Raw genomic sequence first — 11,327 nt, forward strand, 5'->3', positions numbered from 1 at the left:
AAAATAAAGAGTAGTCATTGTGTCAAATTCCGCATTGAATATTGTACTGTTTGAGCCAGAGATTCCAGCGAACACTGGCAATATTATTCGTCTGTGTGCTAATACAGGATATAATTTGCATATTATTGAGCCAATGGGATTTTATTGGGATGATAAAAAACTACGGCGAGCAGGGCTGGATTATCAAGAATTTGTCAATGTCAAACGTTACAAAAATCTTGAACAGTTCTTAGATATTAATCAATTGGATTTGACTAAACAGGTTTATGCATTGACTACAAAAGGTCAAAAGCCGCATAGTGCCGTGAATTATCAATCAAATGATTTTTTAATGTTTGGGCCTGAAACACGAGGTCTACCAGCTGCAATACTCGATGCGTTACCACAGGATAATAAAATCCGCATTCCTATGTTAGCAACCAGTCGTAGTATGAACTTATCCAATTCAGTAGCGGTAGTTGTATATGAATCTTGGCGTCAGCTTAATTATGCTGGGGCTAAGTAAATAGCCTTGATATTTTTAGGTCGATAATAGATAGCAGTTAGATAACAAAAAGAGAGGTAAGTCAATTCCTCTCTTTTTGTCGTGCAATAAGCGTGATATTGATAATAAACACGTTTATTTTACACGTGAAACGTATTCACCTGAACGTGTATCAACTTTAAGCACTTCACCAATTTGTACAAATAGTGGAACACGTACAACGGCACCGGTTGAAAGTGTAGCGGGTTTACCACCAGTTCCGGCTGTATCACCTTTCAAGCCCGGATCTGTTTCAATAACTTCAAGTTCAACAAAGTTTGGTGGTGTAACAGCAATCGGTTGACCATTCCATAATGTTAAAATACATTCAGCTTGATCGACTAACCATTTAGCATTATCACCCACTGCTTTTGCATCGGCAGAAAGTTGCTCAAAAGTATCGTTGTTCATAAAATGCCAGAACTCACCGTCGGTATACAAGTAAGTTAAATTCATATCAACAACATCAGCAGCTTCAACAGATTCACCTGATTTGAATGTTTTATCAACAGTTTTACCTGAAAGTAATTTTTTAATTTTAACGCGGTTAATTGCTTGCCCTTTACCTGGTTTATAAAACTCATTTTCAACAATTACACACGGCTCGCCATCTTGCATTATTTTAAGACCGGCTTTAAACTCATTAGTACTATAAGATGCCATAAAAGCTCCAACTATCATTCTGAATTACAAAAATGAGCCACATTATACAGCAAAAAGTTGAACAACCAAATAAAGAAGCATGGATTTTTGATCTTGCCAACGTTGTGACGGATATTAAAACCCTCTATCGTTGTTTAGATTTAGATCCTGATACGATTTCTTTGTCTATGTTACAAGCAAAGAAACAATTCCCGCTGCGTGTGCCTTTAGCTTTTATTAATCGTATGAAAAAGGGCGATAGTCATGATCCTCTTTTGTTGCAGGTGCTTTGTGATGATAACGAAATGTTGCAAGTCGCGGGATACAGTGATGATCCGTTACAAGAGCAAAATAATGCAATCCCGGGATTACTGCATAAATATCATAATCGAGCACTGTTAATAACTAAAACCGCTTGTGCGATCAATTGCCGTTACTGTTTTAGACGTCACTTTCCTTATCATGAAAACCAGAGCAGCAAAAAAAACTTAAATATAGCGCTTAACTATATTGCCACTCATCCTGAACTCGATGAGATTATTTTATCGGGCGGCGATCCATTAATGGCGAAAGATAATGAGATCGCATTTTTGATAAGTGAATTAGAAAAGATTCCACATATCAAGCGGTTACGCATTCATACTCGTTTGGCAGTAGTGATTCCGTCAAGAATAACCCAACAATTATCTCGATTATTTGCGCAAAGTCGATTACAGATAATTGTGGTTACACATATTAATCACCCCAATGAGATTGATAATGAAGTTACCCGTGCGATTTGGCAATTAAAACAAAGTAATGTATTAGTGCTTAATCAAAGCGTGATGTTAAAAAATATTAATGATAATGTTGAGGTTTTAGCCCAATTAAGTAATAAGCTGTTTGATAGCGGTATTTTACCTTATTACATTCATCTGCTTGATAAAGTTCAAGGCGCTGCACATTTTTTCGTTGATGATAAAACCGCCAAACAATTGATGAAACAGCTTGCTGAAAAAGTATCCGGTTATTTAGTGCCAAAACTGGCTCGTGAGATTGGTGGAGAAAAAAGTAAGCGGGTACTTGCTGTTGCTGATTGATTTTGTTTTACTTATGGTATCAAATAATCTGGTGTTGATTGGATGATGATTTGTTCAATTGTCGCGCTGCTGATCGTCCATGCAGGTTAGCACTTACCGACATTTATTGATTAGGTATTATTCAATCGTCAGTTTTTATATTATTGTGCTATAAATAAATTTTAGATCATATCTGTTACACTTATCTTTGAAAATCTCATTGACGAAAAATAAAATAGCTTCTATAATTCCGACCTCTTTAATTAATGATGTAGAGTTTTTACTCTGCAACCTGTTGATAAATTAGATTTGGATATAAATCGTCATGAAACGCACATTTCAACCATCAGTATTAAAACGCAATAGAACTCACGGTTTCCGTGCTCGTATGGCAACTAAAAACGGTCGTCAAGTTCTTGCTCGCCGTCGTGCTAAAGGCCGTGCTCGTTTAACTGTTGCTAGCTGATTTTAAGTTGAGTGATTAATTTCACTTTTCCTCGGGAGTTACGTTTGTTAACTCCCTTTGATTTCAATTATGTCTTTCAAGAGTCCGTTAGAGCTGGCTCACCCTTTCTTACATTAGTTGCACGAATAAATGATTTAAATCATCCTCGTTTAGGATTTGCTATAGCAAAAAAACAGGTTAAACGTGCACATGAGCGCAACCGTATTAAGCGTTTAACGAAAGAATATTTTCGTCTTCATCAACATCAGCTTCCTAATATTGATTTTATTTTAATGGCTAAACATTCTGTTATCGAATTGGATAATAAACAGTTAGTTGCAACATTAGATAAATTATGCCAACGAATTATCGCCAAACAAAAAGTTTGAATAAACTTAAATTGATTATCAAACAGCATGTCTATGCGGCTAAATCATTGATAATTAATTTTTTTATTTTATTTATTCGCGCTTATCAACGGATTATAAGCCCGTTGTTTGGTCCTAAATGTCGCTTCACACCTACTTGCTCTCAGTATGCAATAATTGCACTACGACGCTTTGGATTAGTAAAAGGTGGTTGGCTAACGGTCAAACGTGTATTAAAATGTCATCCTTTACATGAAGGAGGAGAAGATTTTGTTCCTCCAAAAACTAAAACCAATAGAGAAAAACATTAATGGGATCTCAACGTAATATCTTAGTCATTGCTTTACTTTTTGTCTCTTTTTTAATTTGGAAGGCATGGGTGGATGATCATGCACCTAAACCACCAATGACTAACCAAATGACTCAACAAATAAGTGATGATGATTCAACAGGCAATTTAGCTTTAGGTAAAACCATTACCATTAAGTCTGACGTATTGTTACTCACAATTAATACTTATGGTGGTGATGTTCAAGCAGCACAATTATTGAAATATGATCAAACGCTTCATTCAGGTACACCTTTCCAATTATTAACATCTCGTCCTGATTTTGTTTATATTGCTGAAAGTGGTTTAACAGGTAAAGACGGACCTGATAACGCTATTCAAGATGCGAAACGTCCGGTATACCAAACTGCGCAAACAGAATATGTGTTAGCTGACGGACAAAATGAATTACGTGTTCCGTTAACTTATCAGATTAATGGCATTACTTATATTAAATACTACATTTTACAACGTGGAAACTATGCTATTGATGTGCAATATGATATCAATAACCAAAGTAATGGGCCGATTGATGTCGCGATGTATGGTCAATTGAAACAAACTATCAAATTACCAGAAGATGCTGTCACTGAAGGTGGGGGCGGACTTGGATTAAGTGCATTCCGTGGAACTGCATATTCAAGCTCAAGTACAAATTATAGCAAATATAGTTTTGATGATATTAAAGATAAAGCATTAGCGGTAGAAACGCAAACTGGTTGGATTGCTATGTTGCAACACTATTTTGCTTCAGCATGGGTGCCAACACAGGATCAAAATAACCTTTTTTATTCACGTGTAACTGCTAAAAATACGCAAGCAACTATTGGTTTCAAAGGTCAATCAACTGTTATCCCGGCAGGTGCTAGCCAATCAATTGGCGCTAAGCTATGGTTAGGTCCGGAAATCCAAAGTCAATTGAAAGAAACGGCAAATCATCTTGATTTGATTGTTGATTATGGTTGGTTATGGTTCTTGTCACAACCGTTATTTTACTTATTGAAATTTATTCAAGGTTTTGTCAGTAACTGGGGTGTGTCGATTATTATTATTACCTTTATTGTGCGTGGAATTTTATTCCCGTTAACACGTGCGCAATATCGTTCAATGGCTAAAATGAAGTTATTACAACCTCGTTTACAAGCGTTAAAAGAGCGTTATGGTGATGATAGACAGAAGATGAGTATGGAAACAATGGCTCTTTATAAGCAAGAGAAGGTTAATCCTTTGGGCGGTTGTTTGCCATTGATTATTCAAATGCCTATCTTCTTATCGCTATTTTATATGTTAGGTAATACCGTTGAACTTCGTCATGCACCATTTGCGTTATGGATTCATGACTTGTCAGCGCAAGATCCTTATTATATATTCCCGTTATTAATGGGTGCGACGATGTTCTTAATACAGAAAATGTCACCAACAGCGGTCACAGATCCATTACAACAAAAATTAATGACTTTTATGCCGTTAATTTTCACTGTGTTCTTCTTATGGTTCCCGTCAGGTCTGGTTTTATACTATATCGTGAGTAATTTATTTACCATTGCTCAGCAACGTATTATCTACTGGGAGCTTGAGAAAAAGGGACTTCACGAAAAGAAAAAGAAATAGAAATCGTATTAGAAAAAGGAGGTGTTAAACCCTCCTTTTTTGTTTTGCTTTTAGGTAAGAATGGAAATGAATATACAGCAACAATTTAATTTAACCGGCAATGAAACCGGATACTGGTTTGTCAGCGCCAATGGACGATTGTGGTTACCTAATGGCGAAGTGCCAACGGGTTATGCTAAAGAGTTTGGTTTTACTAACCAATTAGCTCAACCAATTGGCGAATGGAATGGTCAAACTGCTTGGCTGATTTGTTATGAAATGAAAAGCTCGATGAGTGTCATACGTCCACTGCTTAATAAAACTGATCAATCGCTATTTAATATGGCCGGTCGAGCGGTGCAATTGGCTGAGTTTTATCGCTCCCACAAATATTGTGGCTATTGTGGTCATCAAATGTATATTAGTAGTTCAGAATGGTGTTGTTTGTGCCATAACTGCAAAGAACGTTATTATCCTCAGATATCACCTTCTATTATTGTTGCAATCCGACATCAAAATAAAATTTTATTGGCTAAGCATGTCAGACATAATCAAGATGACTTATATACGGTTTTAGCGGGTTTTACTGAAATAGGTGAAACAATGGAAAATGCTGTTGAACGTGAAGTATATGAAGAGTCAAAAATCAAAATTAAAAATATCCGGTATGTAGGATCGCAACCTTGGCCATTTCCTAATTCACTAATGATGGCTTATTTGGCTGATTACGAGAGCGGTGAAATCTGTATCGACAAAAATGAGTTAGTACAAGCTGATTGGTTCCATTATTCTCAGTTACCTAAAATTCCAGAGTATGGGACGATAGCAAGGCGCTTAATTGAAGATACGATTGTATTATGCCGTGAATATGATGAGTTTGGTGAAGACTAATCATATTCACGAAGTTAATGGCCGTATTTGTTTACTGATAGTCGATAGTTCGGATTAAATTTGTTGTTTTTGATTCATCACCGGTTGTTACACAAACGGCCTTAGTCCAGTCGCTATAGACGGTATAATCAGAATATGAACAAGTTTCATTGATTTCAACTTCTTGTTCATTTTTATCGTTTACAATAATTTCACCACTTGATGAAAGTTTAAATGTTTTTGTAATCGATTTTTCTAACTGATTAATATTACTATAAACTAAAGTTTTCTCTTGTAGCAAAATTGGGAAATTGACTTTATTATCAACTGGCACATATGCGCTGTATAAAACTAGCTCAACGCGATCATATTGGTCATAAACAATTTTACTATTAAAAATGACATTATTTTCTGCAAAATGCGATAGTGTCATTTCAACCAAACGACCATCTTCATCAAATTCATTTCTTGCAACAATATCGCCTTTGCTATTTTTCATACCGAGTATATTTTTGCTGGCATCAAATGTGATTTTATAATCATTGCGGTTTTCTTTTGTTCCGTAAAAATATTTAGCGTTCTTATAATCGAGTTCGCCATAAAAACCTTCTAAATCATAATTAGCAACATAACCTTGTTCATTATAATTGATGAGCTTATCTGATGCTCCTTCAATTTTTTGTTGTTTAATTAATTTATGATTTGGTAGTAATTCCGGTTCATTATGGAAAAGATAACTATTGATTATAGTAACAGGTAAGTATGACAGGGATTGAACCTCTTCATCAAACGTGTCTGAACTTAGGCTATCAACATTTAAATTATTATTTTGGTTGTTGTTTGTTTGAGATGAAGATGCTATCTGGGATGACTGTTCTTCATCACATCCTGTTAATACTAATAAAAAGCTTAATGAACATATTGATAAATAAAATAATGATTTATTCATAATTTAGGCTTCTATTTCATGTTATTGTAAGAAAATGAATGTGATTAAACGTAGATTTTTTACCTAGTTCACTATTATGTTACTTCTATTAATGGCATTTATTAATGGCATTGACACCAATTTGCCAAATCTTCTAAGTTCCAACGTTTCATCATTTCACACCATGCGTTTCGCCAATGATTTACTGTATTACCATTAAAACCTAATTCAGTTTGGATTTGCATATTATTTTTTCCGGAAACAAGCAAATTAATAAATTCAATCCATAGTTCAGACTTAGGAAGACGATTAAGAATTGTGTCACTTAAAATGTTAAAGCTACGTCGGCAACGCTTACAACGATAACAAGTGCGTTTACCAACTTTGGTTGTTTCTGTTGAACTACAATATAAACAAACTGGCGATTGTTCATTTAATAAAGACGTGACTTTTTCAATCAGTGTTTGATGTTGTTTGGTAAGTGTCGGGGTGATTTTTAATTGTTTTGCACCGGTATACCATTTGTTTAGTAATGGATAGTAAGACTTCAAATGATCAACAATAGCTTGATCTCGCCGCATGACTTTTTCTAACGTACAGCCTAATTTTTTTGCAATAGTTTGGTAACTTTTATTCGCTATACGGCTAGTAAATATCGTTTCTAACCAATCAAATGGTGATAATCGATTAAAAGAGGTGTTAGATGCTACATTGAAATATTTGTCACAAGCTTTGCAACGATAGGTATTTGTTGGTTTTGAACGAATCAGATAGAATTCATTTTGTTGGCAAAAAGGACAAACTTCTATATGTTGTGAAGCCATTTTTTCTAAATCATGACGAAATTTATTCAGTTCATCATGCAATTCAATTGGAACAAGTTCATATATCATTTTCTACTCCCAAATCGCTTAACTTTGTAAATATTATCAGATTTTTACACAAACATATAGTTTTACTGAAACTTTTTTACATTTAGAACTGCCAGATCGTTATTAAATTTAGGTCATTAACTAATTTGAATTTTAGGGCTGCTATTGGTGGGTTATTTATTTAAAAATGTTGAATGGATAATGTTAATAATCATTAGTCTAAAATTTAATCATAAATAATAAACATTTTTTAGACAAATTTAGTTAATTTATGTAAAAAATCGACAGGGTTTTAGCCAGTCGATTTTAGTTTATAACTTGATGATATTATGGGTTTTGTAACCACTGGGCAGCTTGTTTGGCAAAATAGGTTAGCACGCCATCAGCGCCCGCTCGTTTAAAGCATAGTAACGATTCCATGATAGTCGATTTTTCATCTAGCCAACCATTTTCAATGGCAGCTTTGAGCATAGCGTATTCACCGGATACTTGATAAGCAAAGGTAGGTACGGCAAAAGTTTGTTTAACTTTCGTGACAATATCAAGATAAGGCAGTCCTGGTTTAACCATTACCATATCCGCTCCTTCGCTCAAGTCTTGATAAATTTCTTGTAGTGCTTCATCACTGTTAGCGGGATCGAGTTGGTAAGTTTTTTTATTGCCACCTTTTATATTCGATGCCGATCCGACTGCGTCACGGAAAGGGCCATAAAAGCTTGATGCATATTTGGCTGAATATGCCATAATTTGGGTATTCACAAATCCATGCGATTCAAGCGCATTACGTATAGCGCCGATGCGACCATCCATCATATCGCTAGGTGCAATAATATCGACGCCAGCTTGCGCTTGAACTAAGGCTTGCTTAATCAACGTTTCGACTGAAATATCGTTTAGAACATAGCCTTGATCGTCAATAATGCCATCTTGCCCATGTGTAGTATAAGGATCGAGCGCAACATCGGATAAAATGCCTAGTTGGGGAAAGGCTTTTTTTAGGGCGCTAATTGCTCGGGGAACTAAGCCATTTTCGTTATAAGCTTCTTGTGCCAATAATGATTTTTTTGATGCATCGATAGCCGGAAATAACGCTAAAACAGGTATGCCTAATTTAACCACTTCTTCTGCTTCTTTTAATAATACATCGATACTCATGCGATTCACATTAGGCATTGATGAAACAGATTGAGTTATGTTTTTACCTTCAACAATAAAGACAGGATAAATTAAATCATTAACTGTTAAATGATTTTGAGCAACTAGACGGCGGCTAAAATCATGTGCTCGATTGCGACGTAAGCGGCGTTGAGGGTATTGACCGGTAAAAAATAATGACATAAAACACCTATTTATTTTGAATAACTATCGTTTATTATCTGACTGAGCTTGTAGATTAGCAAATTAATTTGCTCTGTGGTAATTATTCGATATTTTACTTTACAACATATATCGATTAGAGGTAAAATTGCGCACTAATTTTTAGTCCTTTGTGATATTAAACAAATTTGAGGTGAGAGGCACATGCCAGTAATTAAAGTACGTGAAAATGAACCTTTCGATGTAGCATTACGTCGTTTCAAACGTTCTTGCGAGAAAGCAGGGATTTTAGCTGAAGTTCGTAACCGTGAATTTTACGAAAAACCAACAACTATTCGTAAACGCGCAAAAGCAGCAGCTGTTAAACGCCATGCTAAAAAATTAGAAAGAGAAAACGCTCGTCGCACTCGTCTATACTAAGATTTATACTGAAAATTTTAATTGATACTAACTATCAATTTTATCTATTTTTAATATAAAGAGATTTTAACAAGCCGTACATTTCGATACGGCTTGTTGTCTTTGGGTAATACCAATATTGGTTGAATTTTATCATGAAAGGTCGTATTCCTAATGATTTTATTTTAGATTTAATTGCTCGCACAAGTATTCTTGATGTGATCAGTAAACGCGTTAAAATGAAAAAGAAAGGAAATAACTACTTTGGTTGTTGTCCTTTTCATGATGAAAAAACCGCCTCTTTTTCACTAAATGAAAAAAAACAAATTTACTATTGTTTTGGATGTGGTGCATCCGGTTCGGTAGTGAATTTTCTTATGCAGTACGACCGTTTATCTTTCCCCGAAGCAATTGAAGAAATCGCTAGCATGCAAGGGATACAAGTTCCTTATACTGATAGCGATAACAGCCAACTTGATAATTCAAAACAGATTGAATCGCGTAATGTTCGCCGTGACCTTTATACACTAATGGCAAAAATCACCAATTTTTACCAGCAGCAATTAACATTAACCACGTCAAAAGATGCGCAACAGTATCTTTTACAGCGAGGGCTTAACAGTGAAATTATTGCTCGGTACAAAATAGGTTACGCACCTAACGAATGGCGTTCAACTTTCCAAAGTGTGGCAAAAACGAAAGCGGAAACTCATCTTTATGATCAAGCTGGCATGTTAGTGACCAGTGACGGTGGTAATCAATATGATCGTTTTCGTGGTCGAATTATGTTTCCTATTCGAGACAGGCAAGGCAATGTGATTGCTTTTGGTGGGCGCACGATAATCAATGATTCGGCTAAATATATCAATTCGCCAGAAACCCCAATCTTTCATAAAGGATTCCAATTATATGGGCTTTATGAAGCACAAGAGATTAATCGTAACCCCGATAAACTCATGGTGGTTGAGGGGTATATGGATGTTGTTTCGCTAGCGCAATATGGCATTGATTATGCTGTGGCAGCATTAGGAACATCAACATCAGAACAACACATCAAGTTACTATTTAGGGCAACTGATTCTGTCATATTTTGTTATGACGGTGATAAAGCGGGTCGTAGTGCAGCTTGGCGTGCGCTTAATGTGTTACTGCCTTGCTTGATTGACGGTAAACAAATTACATTTGTTTTTTTGCCACAGGATGAAGATCCGGATAGTTTTGTACGTAAAGTGGGCAAACAAGGTTTTGAATCGCATTTACAATCAGCGCCTAACTTATCTCAATTTTTATTTGATGAATTATTAAAACAAGTTGATTTAAGTAGCTCTGAAGGCAAAGCAAAATTGAGTGCACTTGCTATACCAATGCTTGAGCAAGTAAAAGCGAAAGCTTTCAGGTTGAATTTACTTCAACAACTGGGGCGTTATTTAGGCTTACTTGATGTTGCGCAAATTGAACAATTAATTCGTGATAATCGTCAAAAAAGTGAAGATAAGACGGCTGAAGTTAAGCCTTCAATTCAAATGAAATTAACAATTATGCGTATTTTAATTGGTTTGTTAATACAGTATCCAAACCTTGCTAAACAAGTCTCGGATATCAATATTATGCGTCAAGCCAAGTTAGCGGGGATTGATATTTTTATTGAATTACTTGAATTATGCCAACATTACCCAAATATAACTACAGCCCAGATATTAACGCAATGTATTGATAGACCGTTTTATAAGCAACTTAATCGTCTAGCAAGCTGGGAACACCATTATCAAGATGATGAAATAAGCACAATATTTTCTCATACTTTAAAAGAGTTATATGATAATATACTCGCCCAAAGGCAAGATGAACTGATCGCAAAAGAGAGAGTCTCCGGCTTAAGTACCGCAGAGAAAAAAGAATTAGCGACACTAATACTTGTTTTATCAAAAAAAGACTAAATATATAGGGTATATGGAGACAATATCATTTTGTCTTACATATATATTAT

Annotated in this window: 13 protein-coding genes; 9 read left to right on the top strand and 4 right to left on the bottom strand. The window is 35.3% G+C overall.

All coding sequences use genetic code 11. From position 1 onward, the window contains the following. Positions 1 to 19: 19 nt before the first annotated feature. Positions 20 to 505 carry a tRNA (uridine(34)/cytosine(34)/5-carboxymethylaminomethyluridine(34)-2'-O)-methyltransferase TrmL gene (gene trmL, locus J3U74_RS00550; RefSeq protein WP_324099774.1) on the top strand — a complete coding sequence of 162 codons (486 nt, stop codon included), beginning with the start codon at positions 20 to 22 and terminating at the stop codon, positions 503 to 505. Positions 506 to 619: 114 nt separating this feature from the next. Here trmL and efp read toward each other — a convergent pair whose 3' ends face one another. Then, positions 620 to 1,186 carry an elongation factor P gene (gene efp / locus J3U74_RS00555; RefSeq protein WP_034882790.1) on the bottom strand — a complete coding sequence of 189 codons (567 nt, stop codon included), beginning with the start codon at positions 1,184 to 1,186 and terminating at the stop codon, positions 620 to 622. 32 nt (positions 1,187 to 1,218) lie between these two features. On the opposite strand from efp, the gene epmB reads away from it, so the two are divergent. From epmB to nudC, 6 genes are all read left to right on the top strand, one after another. Beyond that, positions 1,219 to 2,244: an EF-P beta-lysylation protein EpmB gene (gene epmB, locus J3U74_RS00560; protein ID WP_267329917.1), complete on the top strand. Its 1,026-nt coding sequence runs from the start codon at positions 1,219 to 1,221 to the stop codon at positions 2,242 to 2,244. A 304-nt stretch (positions 2,245 to 2,548) separates the two neighbouring features. After that, a complete protein-coding gene (gene rpmH / locus J3U74_RS00565) occupies positions 2,549 to 2,689 on the top strand; it encodes a 50S ribosomal protein L34 (protein WP_034944344.1) in 141 nt (46 codons plus the stop codon). A gap of 11 nt (positions 2,690 to 2,700) precedes the next feature. Then, positions 2,701 to 3,057 carry a ribonuclease P protein component gene (gene rnpA, locus J3U74_RS00570; protein ID WP_267329918.1) on the top strand — a complete coding sequence of 119 codons (357 nt, stop codon included), beginning with the start codon at positions 2,701 to 2,703 and terminating at the stop codon, positions 3,055 to 3,057. Positions 3,058 to 3,104: 47 nt separating this feature from the next. Next, complete coding sequence (gene yidD, locus J3U74_RS00575; protein WP_255556236.1) at positions 3,105 to 3,347, top strand: membrane protein insertion efficiency factor YidD; 243 nt, start codon at positions 3,105 to 3,107, stop codon at positions 3,345 to 3,347. Next, positions 3,347 to 4,975, top strand: a complete 1,629-nt coding sequence (gene yidC / locus J3U74_RS00580; RefSeq protein WP_267329919.1) for a membrane protein insertase YidC — start codon at positions 3,347 to 3,349, stop codon at positions 4,973 to 4,975. The genes yidD and yidC overlap by 1 nt, the downstream gene beginning before the upstream one ends. A gap of 66 nt (positions 4,976 to 5,041) precedes the next feature. After that, positions 5,042 to 5,845 (top strand): NAD(+) diphosphatase, encoded by an 804-nt coding sequence (gene nudC, locus J3U74_RS00585; RefSeq protein ID WP_267329920.1) that lies wholly within the window; start codon positions 5,042 to 5,044, stop codon positions 5,843 to 5,845. Between the two features lie 31 nt (positions 5,846 to 5,876). Here the strand turns inward: nudC and J3U74_RS00590 are convergent, their stop codons facing one another. The 3 genes from J3U74_RS00590 to hemB all read right to left on the bottom strand — a co-directional run bounded on the left by J3U74_RS00590 (position 5,877) and on the right by hemB (position 8,962). Next, a complete protein-coding gene (locus J3U74_RS00590; RefSeq protein ID WP_220218048.1) occupies positions 5,877 to 6,773 on the bottom strand; it encodes a hypothetical protein in 897 nt (298 codons plus the stop codon). Positions 6,774 to 6,874: 101 nt separating this feature from the next. Further along, entirely contained in the window at positions 6,875 to 7,645 is a 771-nt protein-coding gene (locus tag J3U74_RS00595) for a hypothetical protein (RefSeq protein ID WP_220218047.1), read from the bottom strand. Between the two features lie 306 nt (positions 7,646 to 7,951). Further along, on the bottom strand, positions 7,952 to 8,962 hold the full coding sequence (gene hemB, locus J3U74_RS00600) for a porphobilinogen synthase (RefSeq protein ID WP_267329921.1): 1,011 nt from the start codon (positions 8,960 to 8,962) through the stop codon (positions 7,952 to 7,954). 183 nt (positions 8,963 to 9,145) lie between these two features. Here hemB and rpsU point away from each other — a divergent pair, with 183 nt between their 5' ends. Both rpsU and dnaG read left to right on the top strand, forming a co-directional pair. After that, positions 9,146 to 9,361, top strand: coding sequence for a 30S ribosomal protein S21 (gene rpsU, locus J3U74_RS00605; protein WP_024495180.1), 216 nt, complete (start codon positions 9,146 to 9,148; stop codon positions 9,359 to 9,361). Positions 9,362 to 9,495: 134 nt separating this feature from the next. Continuing rightward, complete coding sequence (gene dnaG / locus J3U74_RS00610; protein ID WP_220218045.1) at positions 9,496 to 11,277, top strand: DNA primase; 1,782 nt, start codon at positions 9,496 to 9,498, stop codon at positions 11,275 to 11,277. The last annotated feature ends 50 nt before the right edge of the window (positions 11,278 to 11,327 follow it).

Source organism: Gilliamella sp. B3892 (assembly GCF_026536305.1).
Taxonomy (GTDB): Bacteria; Pseudomonadota; Gammaproteobacteria; order Enterobacterales; family Orbaceae; genus Gilliamella.

Coding starts and splice junctions, on each gene's coding strand:
- efp (WP_034882790.1), bottom strand. CDS start 1,186: ATGGCATCTTATAGTACTAATGAGTTTAAAGCCGGTCTTAAAATAATG.
- epmB (WP_267329917.1), top strand. CDS start 1,219: ATGAGCCACATTATACAGCAAAAAGTTGAACAACCAAATAAAGAAGCA.
- rpmH (WP_034944344.1), top strand. CDS start 2,549: ATGAAACGCACATTTCAACCATCAGTATTAAAACGCAATAGAACTCAC.
- yidC (WP_267329919.1), top strand. CDS start 3,347: ATGGGATCTCAACGTAATATCTTAGTCATTGCTTTACTTTTTGTCTCT.
- nudC (WP_267329920.1), top strand. CDS start 5,042: ATGAATATACAGCAACAATTTAATTTAACCGGCAATGAAACCGGATAC.
- J3U74_RS00590 (WP_220218048.1), bottom strand. CDS start 6,773: ATGAATAAATCATTATTTTATTTATCAATATGTTCATTAAGCTTTTTA.
- J3U74_RS00595 (WP_220218047.1), bottom strand. CDS start 7,645: ATGATATATGAACTTGTTCCAATTGAATTGCATGATGAACTGAATAAA.
- hemB (WP_267329921.1), bottom strand. CDS start 8,962: ATGTCATTATTTTTTACCGGTCAATACCCTCAACGCCGCTTACGTCGC.
- rpsU (WP_024495180.1), top strand. CDS start 9,146: ATGCCAGTAATTAAAGTACGTGAAAATGAACCTTTCGATGTAGCATTA.
- dnaG (WP_220218045.1), top strand. CDS start 9,496: ATGAAAGGTCGTATTCCTAATGATTTTATTTTAGATTTAATTGCTCGC.